This window comes from Pseudomonas sp. RIT623, assembly GCF_004519305.1.
Taxonomy (GTDB): domain Bacteria; phylum Pseudomonadota; class Gammaproteobacteria; order Pseudomonadales; family Pseudomonadaceae; genus Aquipseudomonas.
The window spans coordinates 138,127-153,004 of sequence record NZ_SOZA01000001.1 but is presented as its reverse complement, the minus strand read 5'-3'; the positions used below and the strand labels follow the sequence as shown (position 1 = coordinate 153,004).

Below are 14,878 nucleotides of genomic sequence, written 5' to 3'. Positions count from 1 at the left end.
CGGGGTGTGTCGATTCAGGGCTGACGGGCTTCGTCCGGCACGCTGTCGAGCATCAGCCCGCCGGTGTCGGTGCCGCCCAGTACCACATAGGCACTGCTGCAGAACAAAGAGTTCAAACGCTTCATGTCGGCAATCAGCTCCAAGTGTAGCGAACTGGTTTCGATACTCTGCACCACTTTACGTTGCAGGCGGCTGACATGGGCGTGGGCCAGGCGTCGCTCCTGGGCGCGGAAGCGACGTTTTTCGCGCAGCAGCTGGCGCGCGCTGTGCGGGTCGGCGCTGAGGAATACCGACAGGCCCAGGCGCAGGTTGGCCAGCAATTGTTCCTGCAAGCCGGTCAGTTCTTCCAGGCCTACCTGAGAAAACTCCCGGCGTTGCGAGGTCTTCTGCTGCTGGACCTTGCGCAGCATGCGCTCGATCAGGTCGCTGGCCAGCTTGAGGTTGATCGCCAGCTCGATGATTTCCGCCCAACGCCGGTTGTCCTGCTCGCCGAGGTCTTCGCGGGGCATCTGCGCCAGGTACAGCTTGATGGCGTTGTACAGCGCCTCGGCGTCCTCGCCCAGGGTGCGCACCTGTTGCGGCATGGCGGTCTGGGTGCCGCGCAGAGCGCCGAGCATGGCCTCGAGCAGGCTGTCGACGATGTCGCCCAGGCGCAAGGTTTCGCGCACGGCGTTGGCCAGGGCCAGGCTGGGGGTGTTCAGCGCGGTCGGGTCGAGGTGGCGTGGCTGGGTATGGCCGTTGCCATTGTCGCGCTCAGGCAGCAGGTAATTGCACACCCGCCCCATGGGCTTGACCGTCGGCAGCATCAGCAGGCAGCGCAAGGTGTTGTAGAGCAGGTGGAAGCCGATCACCAGCTCCTGCGGGCTGAAGCTCAGGTTGTCCATCCAAGCCACCAGCGGGTGCAGCACCGGGATGATCAACAGCAGGCCGATGACCTTGTACAACAGGCTGCCCAGCGCCACGCGGCGCCCGGCGCTGTTCTGCAGGCTGGTGGTGAGGAAGGCGAGCAGGCCGCTGCCGATGTTGGCGCCGATCACCAGGCCGATGGCCACCGGCAGGCTGATCACCTCGGCGCCGGCCAGGGTGGCGGTGAGCAGCACGGCGGCCAGGCTGGAATAGGAAATCATGGCAAACAGCGCGCCGATCAGGGCATCGAGGAGGATGTCTCCGGTCAGCGAGGCGAACAGCACCTTCACCCCTTGGGCATGGGTGATCGGCGCGGCGGCATGGACGATCAGTTGCAAGGCCAGGATGATCAGGCCCAGGCCGATGCCCACCCGGCCCAGTTGCCCGGCGCGGGTCTGCTTGCGCGAAAGAAAGAAGATCACCCCGAGGAAGATCAGCAGTGGCGACAGCCAGGACAGGTCGAAGGTCAGTACCCGCGCCATCAGCGCGGTCCCGACGTCGGCGCCGAGCATGATCGCCAGGGCTGGGGTCATGGCCATGAGGCCCTGGCCGACGAACGAGGTGACCAGCATGGCGGTGGCGTTGCTGCTCTGCACCATGGCGGTGACCAGGATCCCGGCGATGAAGGCCAGCGGACGCTTGTTCATGTTCTGGCCGAGCACGCGGCGCAGGTTCGAGCCATAGACCCGCAGGATGCCGGTACGCACGATATGGGTGCCCCACACCAGCAACGCCACGGCGGAGAGCAGGTTGAGCAGGGTCAGCATGGTCGGGCCCCCTTTTCTTCTATGCCCCTGGGCGGGGCCAATGGGTGCAGCGGTGAGCCTGGCCCGGGGGTGGGCTGTTTTTTCCAGTGCTCACTGAAGCTTTAGTTGTTTTGCCTGGCTGGCGCCAGCTTGGCATGGGTGAAACCTATTTGAAACATGCGCTAGCACAGTCCAGAACGCAAAAAGGGCCCTGCGAAGGGCCCTTTGTCTTTCTGCGCTTCCTGGGTTTATTGACCCGGGATGTCCTTGCGCAGTTTCACTGGGTCGTGTTCCTTGCCCTTCTTGCGCGCCAGGGCGGTGCGCATGCGGATGTTGATCGCCTCCACCGCCAGCGAGAAAGCCATGGCGAAGTAAACATAGCCCTTGGGCACATGCACATCGAAGGATTCGGCGATCAGCACCGTACCGACGACGATCAGGAACGAAAGTGCAAGCATCTTCAGAGACGGGTGTTTGTCGATGAAGTCGCTGATGGTGCCGGCGCAGAGCATCATCACCAGCACCGCGACGATGATCGCGGCGATCATCACCGGCACGTGGGAGACCATGCCCACCGCGGTGATCACCGAGTCCAGCGAAAACACGATGTCGATGATGGCGATCTGGATGATGGTGTAGAAGAACTTGCCGCCCGCGCCTTTCGGTTCCTCGGCACTTTCGTCCTCGCCTTCCAGGCCGTGGTAGATCTCCTGGGAGCTTTTCCACAAGAGGAACAGGCCGCCGAAGAACAGGATCAGGTCGCGGCCGGAAATACCCTGGCCGAGCACATGGAACAGGTCGTCGGTCAGGCGCATGACCCAGGTGATCGACAGCAGCAGCATGATCCGCGTGACCATGGCCAGGGCCAGGCCGAAGATCCGCGTGCGCGGCTGCATGTGCTTGGGCATGCGGCTGACCAGGATCGAGATCATGATGATGTTGTCGATCCCGAGCACGATCTCAAGCGCGGTGAGGGTGAAAAAGGCAACCCAGATTTCCGGGCTGGTCAGCCATTCCATGTGTATTCCTTCGAGCGGTAAAGGCAAAGCGCCCTGATGGCGGGCGCTTTGCGGTTGGATGAGGCGCTTGTATTACAGACTGCTGAACAGCGGGAAAGTCCGCAGTGCCAGTGCGCCGAACATTATGCACAGGCACACCAGCACTGCCCACTTGAGGGTGAAGCGCTGGTGATCGCCGAACTCGATGCCGGCCAGGGCCACCAGCAGGTAGGTGGAGGGTACCAGCGGGCTGAGCAGGTGTACCGGCTGCCCGACGATCGACGCGCGGGCCATTTCCACCGGGGTGACGCCGTAGTGGCTGGCGAACTCCGACAGCACCGGCAGCACGCCGTAGTAGAAGGCATCGTTGGACATGAAGAAGGTGAACGGCATGCTGACCAGTGCGGTGATCACCGCCATGTAGGGGCCGAACGCTTCCGGGATCACCGCCAGCAGGCTCTTGGACATGGCATCGACCATGCCGGTACCCGACAGGATGCCAGTGAAGATGCCGGCGGCGAAGATCAGCCCGCTCACGGCCAGCACGCTGGAGGCGTGGGCGGCGATGCGGTCCTTCTGCTGCTGCAGGCACGGGTAGTTGACGATCATGGCGATGCTGAAGGCGATCATGAACAGCACCGGCAGCGGCAGCGCGCCAGCGATCAGCGCGACCATCAGCGCGGCGGTCAGCGCGCCGTTGAACCAGATCAGCTTGGGCCGGCGGGCTTCCGGGAACTGCGACACGCTGATTTCGCTGTGGTCGATGTCGTCGGTGGGCAGGTGCAGCTCGCCCAGGCGGGCGCGCTCGCGCTTGCCGTACCAGTAGGCGATGGCCAGGATCGCCGCCACGCCGAAGGCCATGGCCGGGATCATCGGCACGAAGATGTCCGAAGGGTCCACGTGCAGGGCGCTGGCGGCGCGGGCGGTGGGGCCACCCCAGGGGGTCATGTTCATCACCCCGCCGGCGAGGATGATCAGGCCGGCCATGATTCGCGGGCTCATGCCCAGGCGGCTGTACATCGGCAGCATGGCGGCGCAGCAGATCATGTAGGTGGTGGCGCCGTCACCGTCCAGCGACACCACCAGGGCCAGCACCGCGGTGCCGACCGAGACTTTCAGCGGGTCGCCCTTGACCAGCTTGAGGATCTTGCGCACGGCGGGGTCGAACAGGCCGGAGTCGATCATCAGGGCGAAGTAGAGAATGGCGAACATCAGCATCACGCCAGTGGGCGCGAGCTTGCTGATGCCCTGCAGCATCATCGGGCCGATGTCGCTGTAGAAGCCGCCGAACAGGGCGAACAGGATCGGTACCAGGATCAGCGCGATCAAGGCCGACAGGCGCTTGGTCATGATCAGGTACATGAAGGTGATGACCATGGCGAAGCCGAGGAAGGTCAGCATGGCAGTACTCCAGGCGTGGCGCGGCGAAAGGAAGGACGCTTCGGGCGGATCAGCGCGTCAGGCGCTGCGCGGGGAGTAGCTGCGGGGGTACGGCGGGAAGGCGGGCACAGGAAAACATCGGGAATCACCATTGTTGTTGTTGATTGGGCCGGGCACGGAAAATTCCGGGTGCCCTGGCTGACCGGTCTTTGCCGGTGGTGGCGCTATCCTAGGTGGGCAAGCTTTCAGCCAGCTTTCGGCTGGCGCCAGGCGACGGGAGGTCGTTTCGATGGTGGATGTCGTGGAAGGCGGGTGCCATTGCGGTGCCCTGCGTTATCGCTTGTCGGGCGCCTTGGGCGATGTCGCCCATTGCCATTGCTCGATCTGCCGGCGGGTCAGCGGGGGCACTCTGGTGACCTGGGTCACCCTGCCCTTCGAGGCTTTCCAGTGGTTGGCGGGCTCACCGCAGCGCTACATGGCGCCGGAAACCTGCAACCGGTACTTCTGTGGCAGTTGCGGGGCGCACGTGGCATTGGTGACGACTCGTAGCCCGGATTCGATCGATGTAACCGTGGCGACGCTGGATCACCCGGAGCGGGTGCCGGCCAATCGGCATATCTGGGTGGGGAGCCGGTTGCCGTGGTTGCAGGTGGATCAAGGGTTGCCGGAGGAGGATGAGGAGCGCCTTTGAGGCGAGGGGCTGCGAGGCTTTCTGTAGGAGCGGCCTTGTGTCGCGAATGGGCTGCAGAGCAGCCCCCGGCGATCTCTGCTGCGACGCTGAAATCTGGGGCCGCTTCGCGGCCCTTTCGCGACACGAGGCCGCTCCTATAGCAATGAAGGTGTACCTGGCATGCCTCAGGGCAGCTGCAACCCGCCTGCGGCCTTGTGCAGTGCCCGCAGGCGCTCGCCGATCTGCTTGATGTTGGCCTCCACCGCCTTGATCTGCTTGCCTCGTTCTGGCCCCAGCAGCGCCCTCACCTGCTGGTCGAGGTCAGTGCTCAGGCGCAGCAGCTGCGCCTGGCGCTCGCTGCTCACCTGCTCCAGTTGCTTGCGCTCGTCTGGCTGCGGCAGGCCGTAGCCCCCTGCCCCGAGCAACTCCGCCGGGCGGCTGAGGAAGCCGCTGTTGGCCAGCATCGCCTGCAAGGTTTCGTTGGCCTTGTCGAAGCTGCCATCCTTGAGCGCTCGCCCGTTCAGGTAGCGTTGCTTGACCTCATCCTGGGCCAACAGCAACTGGCGGCGCAGGCCGGCCTGTTCGAGCAGCAGCAAGGCCGCGCTGGTGCGCAGGTCGGCACGCTCGAACCACGGGCGGCGTTGTTCGGCATCCAGCGCCAGCCAGTCTTCCACCGCCGTCTGCTTGATCGGCAACTGCTTGCGCAACACGTCGAACATGGCCTGGTAGCGTTCGCGGTAGGAATCGAAACGATAGCCCAGGCGTAACGCCTCGCGTGGGTCGTCGAGCACGCTGGTATCGGCCAGCCCCCTACCCTTGAGCACCTCCAGCAGGCCGTTGGGCATGATGTTGTCGAGATCGTTCAGGCGCGGGTTGCCCGTGCCACTGCGCAGCAGCTTGAGCGACTCCACCGCGCAGTTGTTGGACAGGAAGTAGTAGTTGCCGTCGTAGCTCCAGTGCATCTCGGCGGCCTGGCGCACCAGGTTCTCGATTTCGTCGCGGCTGAGCTTGAGCGGCACCGAGGCCAGGCTGCGCAGTTCGGTCTTGGTGTACTCGTCGATCACCTGCCCCAGCGGCAGCACGAACAGTCGCGACGGGTAGGCACCGACCAGGCCGTCCCAGCTGGACAGCTGCACATCGTTGACGAAGGCGCGGTATGACAGCACCAGGCTCTGGTCGAGGTCCAGGCGACAGGCCGGCCCGCGTGGGCGGCCCGGGGCGCAGATCACCAGACGCAGCATGCTGTGGCCCCAGCGGCTGACCCAGTTCTGGTTGGCCTCGGCCAGCAGGTAGTCCACCTCGTAGACCCGCTCCGGGTCGATCTCGCCCAAGGGCTGGCGGGCGAAGTCGTTGCCGGCGTTGAGGAACGGCAGGCCCTTGGCGCAGGCATCTTGTTGCGGCGCCCAGGCAAAGTGTTCGCGCAGATACTGGTTCAGTGCCGGTCGGCGGCAGCCGTAGCTGGGGTCGAGGAGGAAGTACTCCATGTTGACCGCGACGAACTCCTTCGGGCTGCTCAGCTCGTAGGGATCCGGGCTGCGCACCAGCTGGCCATTGTGCTGCTCGCGCTCGCCGCGCCGGCCGACGTACTGCGGCCAGCCGGCCAGGTCTAGCAGGCGCGGGTCATCGCTCAAGGTGAAGCGGCGTTCGGCCTGGCCGCGGCAGTCCTGCGGCAGGCCGACCTTGCCCAGGGCGCCCTGCTGGCGCGCGCAACGGCTGATCAGCCGGCGCTCGGCGCTGGGCCATAGGCGCGCGCGGTCGTAGATATGGGTCAATTCGTGCAGCACGGTGGCCAGCAGCTCCTGGCGGACCGTGCCGTGGGGGCGGTTGGTCTGTTCACGGGCGGCGCTGCCATCGACCAGGCCTGGCAGCAGGCGGCGGTTGAGGTCGAGGGTGGCCACCGGCGAGGCCTGCCCGTAGGCGTCCTCGGGCATGCGCGCGCTCCAGCTGACCAGGATCTGCCGGTCAAGTTGCTGCTTGAAGCGCGGTGGCAGCTTGGCCATGGCCTCGTCGAGCAGTGCCTGGCTGGCCTGCTGTTGGGTTGAATCGAGGCCGTCGCGTTGCAACAGCAGTTGCAGGTCGGCCAGGGCGGGCGTGCCGAGCAGCGTCAGGGCGCAGCCCAGCAGCCAGGCACGCACGCGCTTCACAGGGCGAGGATAGCTTCGGCCAGCACTTGGTCGCTGGCGTCACGGGCCTCTGGCACACGGGCGCGCAGGGTGCCGAACGCGGCTTCCAGCTGGGCGCCACGGATGTCGCCGTTGCTGGCGACGAAACTGGCGGCGTCGTCGTGGGCCTCACGCACCACTTTGGAGTCGCGGATCGAGGTGGTGGTGTCCGAGGTGAAGTCGATCGAACGGCCGAAGGCACGGACGATGATGTTGCTGGTGGCCACCAGGGTGTGCGCCTGGGCCAGGTCGGCGAGCAGCAGCATGCCGAGGGTGGCGGCGATCAGCGGTTTACGCATGGAGCATCTCCGGGAATGCAAAAGGAGCAGGTGTAGTTATTGGACGAGAATCGCTTCGGCCAGTTCACGGTCGCCGACAGAGTGCCGGGTGCAGCCCTGGCGCAGGGTGTCGAACGCCGCTTGCAGGCGCGCGCCGCGGATCAGGCCGTCACTGGCGACGAACGCGGCGGCATCGTCACGGGCGGCGACGATACGCTTGCGGTCGAACGGCGCGGCGGTCACCTGGCTGGTGACATAGCCGGTGATGACCAGGCTCTGGGTGGTGGCATCCATGGCATGGGCGCTGCCCACGCAGGTGAGGGCGAACAATGATGGCAACAGATAACGCATGGCTGGCTTGAAAGCAGTTGTCTCGGGCGGCGAAGGCTACCCCGGATGCACCGGCCGGGGCCAGTGAATCCGGGCTGATAGCGGGATCAGAGGGCGAGGATGGCGCTTGCCAGTTGCGCGTCGCTGGCCTGCAGCGCCGGCAACTGCTGGCGGATATGCACGAACGCGCTCTCCAGCTTGGCGCCGCGGATCGCGCCTTGGCTGCCGACGAAGCTGGCGGCGTCGTCGCGGGCGGCCTGGACGATCTTGTCGTCACGGAACGAGGAGGAAATGTCGGAGGTGGCGTCGGTGGAAGCGGCCACCGCGCCGACCACGGCATCGGTGGTGACGACGAAGCTGGTGGCATTGGCCGCGCCGGCCAGGGACAGCAGCAAGGCGGCGCCAAACAGGTGATAACGGGACATGATCGGTGGACTCCTGCACAGGGTCTTGGGTGGTTCTGGTTATCGGACGCTCGCTTGGCTCGTCACGGTACTTTATCTGCCAGGCGCGTAGGACAAGCGTAACACGCGCAGGTTCTAACGCTTGGCTTGGGTAAACATCACAAAACGTAACTGTACTGGTTGTATTTTTACTCTATAGAACTGTACATGTTTAGGTCCGAGGCGCTCTAACTCGGGGCATACAAACAAAAAACCCGTCGCAGTAACCTGCGACGGGTTCTTGGGCATTCGCGGTGCCGGGCCAGGCCGGCAGCCGGGGCTTAGCGCCAGAACGGCTTGCTGAGCTCTTCGTAGCGCTGCGACTCGCTGATACCGGCGTCGGCCAGCAGGCGAGAGTCCAGGCGCGCCAGCTGGCGGCGGCTGGCCATGCGGCGCTGCCACAGTACCAGGGTGGACAGAACGCGCAGCGGCAGGGCAGCGTTGGAAGCTTGGGCGTTTTCGAAAACCAGGTCGGAACTGAGGGTACGTTCCATGATGTGTCATCCTTCCGCTTGTGGCGGGATTAGGTAGTGATTTAACTGGTGCCCATCTTCCTCCTCTCTCGTCCAGAACAGTAGGTACAGTTCAGTTGTATTGCGATGGCTCAGTTAACTGTTGGAAGGGACTGTTGCACCAGTTATTGAGGGAACTGTACTGGCGCGCACTAGTTTGGTGCGATTTTGTGGTGTTGGTAGAGAAATGGAACGCAGGAAGTGATGTTTTAGGCGGTACAGTAGTACAGTTTTAGATGGTTTATGCTTCAAGGTGTTCGACGATACAGTTGCAGCGCCTATGAGATCGAGCGCCGCCCGCGCGGCGCTCGATCTCAAGGGCCCTGCAAGACCATTGCCAGGCACCTGTCCGCCATTACGCGATCCCCAACCCCCTCAAACCGAAACCGTCACCCCTCGAGCCCGCCCGGCCTTGCCCAACAACCGCTTCATCCGCCACTCAAAGCCAAGCGTCAGCGCCACTGCCGCACACGCCAGGCCCAGCGCCAGCCCCCACCAGATCCCCGGAGCGCCACCGCCAAGGGTGAACGCGAACAACCATGCGCTCGGCGCGCCCACCAGCCAATAGCACACCAACCCGATCAGGAACGTGGTCTTGGCATCCTTCAAGCCCCGGATAGAGCCCATGGCAATGGTCTGCACGCCATCGAACAACTCGAACCACGCCGCAACCATCAGCAACTGTACTGCCAGCATGAAGATGGCCGCGAAGGCCGGGTCGTTGCGATCGATGAACAACGCCACCAGGCTATCAGGCAGCAACCAGAACAGCGCGGCGAAGGCGAACATCAGCGAGGCGCCGAAACCAATGCCCACGCGCCCGGCACTGCGCGCCGCCAGCAGGTTGCCAGCGCCATAGTAGAGGCCGACGCGCATGGTCACCGCATAGGACAGCCCAGTCGGCACCATGAACGCGGTGGAGACGATCTGCAGGGCGATCTGGTGCGCCGCGAGCTCGGTGCTGCCCAGCACGCCCATGCACAGGGCTGCGAAGGCGAACAAGCCAACCTCGACCATGTAGGTGCCGCCAATCGGCAGGCCCAGCCGCCACAGTTCGCGCAGGGCCGGCAGGGAAGGGCGCGACAGGCCTTTGCGCAACGGGTAGTCGGCATAGGCCTTGTGCCAGCGGATGTACAGCGCCAGGGCAATGGCCATGCCCAGGGTCACCAGCGCAGTGACCAGGCCGATACCCATCAGCCCCAGCTTGGGCAGGCCGAACATGCCCTCGATCAGCGCGTGGTTGAACAGGTAGTTGAACACCGTGCCGACCAGGCTGATGACCATCACCGGCGTCGAGTGGCCAAGGGCGCTGGTAAAACCGCGCAGGGCCATGAAGGTCATGTAGCCGGGCAGGGCCAGCGGCAACAGGGTCAGCAGTTGCATGGCCGAGTCGACGTTCTCGGGCTGCTGCCCGAACAACAGCAGCACCGGCTTGAGGTTCCACATCACCAGCGCCGCCACCAGCGCCAGGCCCCAGGCCAGCCATAGGCCGCTCTGCGCCAGGCGGGTGACGCCCTCGGTGTCATCGGCGCCCTTGCGGATGGCCACCAAGGTACCGACTGCGGCGATCACCCCCAGGCAGAAGATCGATACGAATGAGTAGCTGGCCGCGCCCAGGCCGCCACCGGCCAGGGCCTGCGGGCTGATACGGGCCATCATCAGGGTGTCGGTGAGCACCATCAGCATGTGCGCCAGCTGCGAGGCGATCAGCGGCCCGGCCAGGCGCAGCAAAGCCTTGAGTTCGGTGGTGGGCGCGACATGCATGGGGGTGGTCCTTCTGGATGGTGCGAAAGTGCGAGCAGGCAATTCTGAAGCCTCGGTCAACTTTGCACAAAAGGATAAAAGCGATTGCTCGCATGAGTTTGACTCATGGATATATGATCCAGGTATCGCGTTTCGGCCCCGTATGACAGGTGCATCATGTCCCGCCAGCTTCCTCCGCTCTATGCGCTGCGCGCATTCGAAGCCGCCGCCCGGCTGAGTTCCTTCACCCGTGCCGGGGAAGAGCTGTCGATCACCCAGAGCGCGGTCAGCCGGCATATCCGCACGCTGGAGGAGCATTTCGCCTGCCGCCTGTTCGTGCGCAACGGCCGTAGCCTGCAACTCACCGAGGCGGCGCGGGTGTTGCTGCCTGGGGTGCGTGAGGGGTTCGCCGCGCTGGAGCGGGCCTGCGATACCTTGCGCGGCGAAGATGACATCTTGCGCATGAAGGCGCCGTCGACCCTGACCATGCGCTGGCTGCTGGCGCGCCTGAGCCGCTTTCGGCATTTGCAGCCAGGTAATGAAGTACAACTGACCAGCGCCTGGATGGACGTCGACCACGTGGACTTCAACCAGGAACCGTTCGATTGCGCGGTGTTGCTCAGCGACGGTAGCTTCCCGGCGGACTGGGAGGTGCGTCGGTTGTTCTCCGAGCTGTTGATTCCGGTCGGCGCGCCGGACCTGCTGGACGACGCGCCGTGGGACGAGCGGCGCTTGTGCGGCATCGAGCTACTGCACCCCACCCCCGACAAGCGTGACTGGCGGGCATGGCTGGCGCGCATGGGGCTGACCGACAAGGTGTCGCTCAAGGGCGGGCAGGTGTTCGACACCCTGGAGCTGGGCATGATCGCGGCCGCCCGGGGTTATGGGATTTCCATGGGCGACCTGTTGATGGTGGCCGAGGATGTGGCCGGTCGGCGGTTGAGCCTGCCTTGGCCGACGGCGGTGGCCAGCGGCATGGACTACTACCTGGTATGGCCACGGACCCGACCGGGTGGCGAGCGCCTGCGTCGGTTGAGTGTGTTCTTGCAAGAGGAGGCGGCGGCGATGGACTTGCCGGCGGTGCAGATCCTGTCGGCTCAGCATTGAGCCGTTCGACCTTGCCGGCGAACAGGAGCCTGCCGCCGAGCACCAGGCAAAGGTTTGCGAATATCCAGGTTCCACGCTCAAGTATTGCGCCGCCAAGCCGATCAAGTTGCACCAGCGTCCCGGAAGAGGGCGCGATTACCCGTCGATTGGAAGCGGGCGGTCAGCGTGATCAGGATGATCCCGGCCTCTTGCCAGGAGCTTTTCCATGTCTCAACCGCGTGCCCGCATCGCCTCGCAGCTCGGCATCGCCCTCGCCATCGTGCTGGCGCTGGTGATCACCGGCAGTACCTTGTTCGCCCTGCGTTCGCTGGACGACGCCAACCTCGCCACCCGCCAGGAACACTTGGCCAGCGAGGCGCGGCTGCTGGCCGACCAGCTCGACACCTTCCACGGTTCGCTCAAGGACAACACCCAACGCCTGAGCGGCCTGTTCGAGCGCCGCTTCGCCACCGGCCTGGCGCTGCACGCCGGCGAGACCGTGCAGGTGGCAGGCCAGGCCACGCCAGCCCTGTACCTGGGCGAGCGGCTGTTGAACAACGACTTCCAGGTGGTCGATGAATTCCAGCAGATGACGGCCGGGATCGCGACGCTGTTCGTGCGCAGCGGCGACGATTTCGTGCGCATCAGCACCAACCTGAAGAAGCAGGATGGCAACCGCGCCATCGGCACCCAGCTGGACCGCCAGCACCCGGCCTATGCCAAGTTGCTGGCCGGGCAGATGTACGTTGGCCGCGCGGTGCTGTTCGAGCGCAACTACATGAGCCGCTACGTGCCAGTGCGCGATGGTAGCGGCCGGGTCATCGCCGTGCTGTTCGTCGGCTTCGACTACACCGATGCGCAGAACGCCCAGTTCGCCAACCTCAAGCGCTTCCGCATCGGCCAGACCGGCTCCTTGGCCATTCGTGACGACCAGGGCCAATGGCTGGTGCCCCCGGCCAATGCCGACCGGGACCTGTTCAGTGTCAGCGCGCCGTTCGCCGAAGGCCCATGGACCGTGGTGGCGAGCATGCCCAAGGCGGAAATCCGCGAAGTGACCTGGAGTGTCGGCCTGCGCCTGGCCATCGGCAGTCTGCTGGCCATGCTCCTGGCCGTCGCCGCCACGCTCTGGCTGCTGCGCCGCAAGCTGCGCCCGCTGGGCGAGCTGGTGCGCCAGGCCGAAGCCCTAGGCGCTGGCGACCTGAATGCCCGCCTGAGCGTCACCAGCCACGACGAGATTGGTCAGCTGGCGCGCAGCTTCAATCAGATGGGCGAGGCCCTGGCGACCATGGTCGAGCATATCCGCGGCGCCTCCGACCAGGTCAGTGACCGTGCTCGTTCGTTGTCCGGCTTGTCGTCCGGGGCTTGCGAGGGCATGGACCAGCAGTCCGGCGAGATCACCAGCATGGCCGGCGCGGTGGAGGAGTTCAGCGCCACCTCGATGAACATCGCCGACAACATGGCCGGTACCGAGCGCATGGCCCGCGACAATGCCCAGCAGACCCGTATTGGTCGCGGTGCCATGGACGAAGCGTCGGCCTCGCTCAAGCAGATCGCCGACGCGCTGGGCGGCACCGCCGCGGTGATGGACACCCTGGGCGCGCGGTCCCAGGAGATTGGCGGGATTGTCGGCGTGATCACCGCCATCGCCGAGCAGACCAACCTGTTGGCGCTCAACGCGGCCATCGAGGCGGCGCGGGCAGGGGAGCAGGGCCGTGGTTTTGCCGTGGTCGCCGACGAGGTGCGCGGCCTGGCCGCGCGTACCCGCCAGGCCACCGACGAGATTTCCGGGATGATCGCCAGCATCCAGCAGCAGACCGGGCATGCCATCAACACCCTGGAGCAGGGCAACCAGCTGATGCAGGAGGGCCTGGCGCGCAACGACAAAGTGGCCGAGGCACTGGCGCGGATCGACGAGCAGAGCAGGGCGGCGGGCGAGCAGTTCGCCGTGATCAGCACCGCGACCCAGGAGCAGAGCAGCACCGCGACAGTGCTCAGCCGCAACCTGCAGAGCATCGCCCAGGCCAACAGTGAGCAGCGAGATGTGGCCAATGAGCTGGCCACGACGGCCCGCGAACTGGAAGGACTGGCGGGGCAGTTGCGTCAGGAAGTGGATCGGTTCCGAGTGGGCCGCTAAGACTTTCGCGGGGCAAGCCCGCTCCCACCGACCCTGTGGGAGCGGGCTTGCCCGCGATGACGTTTACAGGGCCGACAGCCCCAACGCCTGCGCACACGCTTGCAATGAGCGGCGCTCGCTCTGGGCATACAACGCCAGTTCGTCCTGCACCATCAGCCCCAGCGCTGCCTCGAAGGCATCCCGATTGGCATTGCTGCCATAGTCGGCCTGGCCTTCGTCGCCCAGGTTGGACTGGAAGATCCCCGCCGCGCTCACCGGCAGGAAGTCCTCGTACACCAGCGCCTCGTAATGCACATGCCCGGCGTCGATCAGCTCTTGCAAGGTAGTGGGGCGGCCAGGCTGCCCGCGTGCCGCCAGCCCCTTGTCGGTGGCGAAATAGCGGAAGTAGGCCAGCCCTTGTTCGCGCATCTGCCCCAGGTCGTCTGGGAAGTCAGCGAAATGCTTGGCGAGCAGGGTCATGTAGCGTTCGGCATTGGCCTCGGCCGGCACACCGCCCAGGGCTGCGCGGGTCGTGTCCAGCAGCCGGTCGTACAGCTGGCGGCCCTTGGGCGTCAGCGCTGCGCCGCGTTGTTCGATCTCGCCGAAGCGCGCCGTGTGGCTGCCCTGGGCATCGCTGAAAGCGACCCTTTCCTGCAGGGCCTTGAAGCTGGTCTGGCGCAGCAGGATCGGCTGGCGACGGGTGGGTGGCCCTTCGACCACGGCCTTGGGTGGAATGCCCTTGGCCGGCATGCCGAGCTGGATGGCGTCGATGTCCAGGGTGCGTGGGGTCAAGTGGTTGATGTGGGGGCCTTTGAACGCCACCACATCCGCGATCAGGCGGTGCTGGTCGTGCAGTTGCTGGTACTGCTCGGCGGTAACGGTGGCGTCCTGGTGCCAGCGGAAGGTGTGCAGGGCTTCCTGGACGAAGGTCTCGGCATCGCTAGCGCTCAGGCCGCCATCGCGTTCGCATTGGGCGATCAGTTCGAGCACACGGGCGGTGAAGATCTGCCGTTTGTCGAGGATGCCCTGGGCCAGTGCGCGCAGTTGCGGGTTGTCGATCAGCTCCAGGCGCAGCAGCGAGGTGAACACCCGAAACGGGCTGATGTGCAGGGATTGCTCGTGCACGGCGCGAAACGCGGTGGAATGTACCGGCACCCCGGCCGAGCTCAGGTCGTAGTAGCCGACCGGGTGCATGCCCATCACCGCGAACAGGCGGGCGATGGTCGCCAGCTCCGCTGCGTTGCCGACGCGGATGGCGCCGTGGCGCTCCTGATCGAGGCGCTCGATTTCGCCGGTCCAGCGCAGGGCCTCGGCCACCTTGGGCTGTTCGGCCATGACTTGCTGGTTGATCTCGCTCACCAGCTCGAGCAGGGTGCCGTACAGCGGCACTTCCTGCTTGTACATGAGCGACATGGCGGCAGAGAACTGCGCGCGGATGTGGTCGGGGCTGACGAAATCGTGGGCGGGCATCGCAAGCTTCCTGGGGTGAGTTGAGGAGGCTTACATGAAAA

Annotated in this window: 13 protein-coding genes and 1 pseudogene; 4 read left to right on the top strand and 10 right to left on the bottom strand. The window is 65.2% G+C overall.

Features of this window, described 5'->3' with window-relative positions:
• Positions 1-14 precede the first annotated feature (14 nt).
• From E3U47_RS00700 to E3U47_RS00690, 3 genes are all read right to left on the bottom strand, one after another.
• Positions 15-1,673 carry a Na/Pi cotransporter family protein gene (locus tag E3U47_RS00700; protein ID WP_134689025.1) on the bottom strand — a complete coding sequence of 553 codons (1,659 nt, stop codon included), beginning with the start codon at positions 1,671-1,673 and terminating at the stop codon, positions 15-17.
• 227 nt (positions 1,674-1,900) lie between these two features.
• Positions 1,901-2,671: a TerC family protein gene (locus E3U47_RS00695; RefSeq protein WP_134689024.1), complete on the bottom strand. Its 771-nt coding sequence runs from the start codon at positions 2,669-2,671 to the stop codon at positions 1,901-1,903.
• A 72-nt stretch (positions 2,672-2,743) separates the two neighbouring features.
• Complete coding sequence (locus E3U47_RS00690) at positions 2,744-4,051, bottom strand: CitMHS family transporter (protein ID WP_134689023.1); 1,308 nt, start codon at positions 4,049-4,051, stop codon at positions 2,744-2,746.
• 268 nt (positions 4,052-4,319) lie between these two features.
• On the opposite strand from E3U47_RS00690, the gene E3U47_RS00685 reads away from it, so the two are divergent.
• Entirely contained in the window at positions 4,320-4,721 is a 402-nt protein-coding gene (locus E3U47_RS00685; protein WP_134689022.1) for a GFA family protein, read from the top strand.
• A gap of 164 nt (positions 4,722-4,885) precedes the next feature.
• Here E3U47_RS00685 and E3U47_RS00680 read toward each other — a convergent pair whose 3' ends face one another.
• The 6 genes from E3U47_RS00680 to E3U47_RS00655 all read right to left on the bottom strand — a co-directional run bounded on the left by E3U47_RS00680 (position 4,886) and on the right by E3U47_RS00655 (position 10,189).
• Positions 4,886-6,844 (bottom strand): DUF4105 domain-containing protein, encoded by a 1,959-nt coding sequence (locus E3U47_RS00680; RefSeq protein ID WP_134689021.1) that lies wholly within the window; start codon positions 6,842-6,844, stop codon positions 4,886-4,888.
• Positions 6,841-7,161: a DUF2388 domain-containing protein gene (locus tag E3U47_RS00675; protein WP_134689020.1), complete on the bottom strand. Its 321-nt coding sequence runs from the start codon at positions 7,159-7,161 to the stop codon at positions 6,841-6,843. The genes E3U47_RS00680 and E3U47_RS00675 overlap by 4 nt, the downstream gene beginning before the upstream one ends.
• A gap of 36 nt (positions 7,162-7,197) precedes the next feature.
• On the bottom strand, positions 7,198-7,491 hold the full coding sequence (locus tag E3U47_RS00670) for a DUF2388 domain-containing protein (protein WP_134689019.1): 294 nt from the start codon (positions 7,489-7,491) through the stop codon (positions 7,198-7,200).
• An 86-nt stretch (positions 7,492-7,577) separates the two neighbouring features.
• Complete coding sequence (locus tag E3U47_RS00665; protein WP_134689018.1) at positions 7,578-7,895, bottom strand: DUF2388 domain-containing protein; 318 nt, start codon at positions 7,893-7,895, stop codon at positions 7,578-7,580.
• 299 nt (positions 7,896-8,194) lie between these two features.
• Positions 8,195-8,407 (bottom strand): DUF1127 domain-containing protein, encoded by a 213-nt coding sequence (locus E3U47_RS00660; protein ID WP_011531561.1) that lies wholly within the window; start codon positions 8,405-8,407, stop codon positions 8,195-8,197.
• A 393-nt stretch (positions 8,408-8,800) separates the two neighbouring features.
• Entirely contained in the window at positions 8,801-10,189 is a 1,389-nt protein-coding gene (locus E3U47_RS00655) for a NorM family multidrug efflux MATE transporter (protein ID WP_134689017.1), read from the bottom strand.
• 156 nt (positions 10,190-10,345) lie between these two features.
• On the opposite strand from E3U47_RS00655, the gene E3U47_RS00650 reads away from it, so the two are divergent.
• The 3 genes and pseudogenes from E3U47_RS00650 to E3U47_RS25340 all read left to right on the top strand — a co-directional run bounded on the left by E3U47_RS00650 (position 10,346) and on the right by E3U47_RS25340 (position 13,388).
• Complete coding sequence (locus E3U47_RS00650) at positions 10,346-11,275, top strand: LysR substrate-binding domain-containing protein (protein ID WP_134689016.1); 930 nt, start codon at positions 10,346-10,348, stop codon at positions 11,273-11,275.
• A gap of 205 nt (positions 11,276-11,480) precedes the next feature.
• A pseudogene (locus E3U47_RS25345) lies at positions 11,481-12,521 on the top strand (Cache 3/Cache 2 fusion domain-containing protein); the annotation flags it as partial.
• On the top strand, positions 12,519-13,388 hold the full coding sequence (locus tag E3U47_RS25340) for a methyl-accepting chemotaxis protein (RefSeq protein ID WP_372239464.1): 870 nt from the start codon (positions 12,519-12,521) through the stop codon (positions 13,386-13,388). The pseudogene E3U47_RS25345 and the gene E3U47_RS25340, both read left to right, overlap by 3 nt.
• 63 nt (positions 13,389-13,451) lie before the next feature.
• Here E3U47_RS25340 and E3U47_RS00640 read toward each other — a convergent pair whose 3' ends face one another.
• Positions 13,452-14,837 carry a VOC family protein gene (locus tag E3U47_RS00640; protein ID WP_134689014.1) on the bottom strand — a complete coding sequence of 462 codons (1,386 nt, stop codon included), beginning with the start codon at positions 14,835-14,837 and terminating at the stop codon, positions 13,452-13,454.
• Positions 14,838-14,878 lie beyond the last annotated feature (41 nt).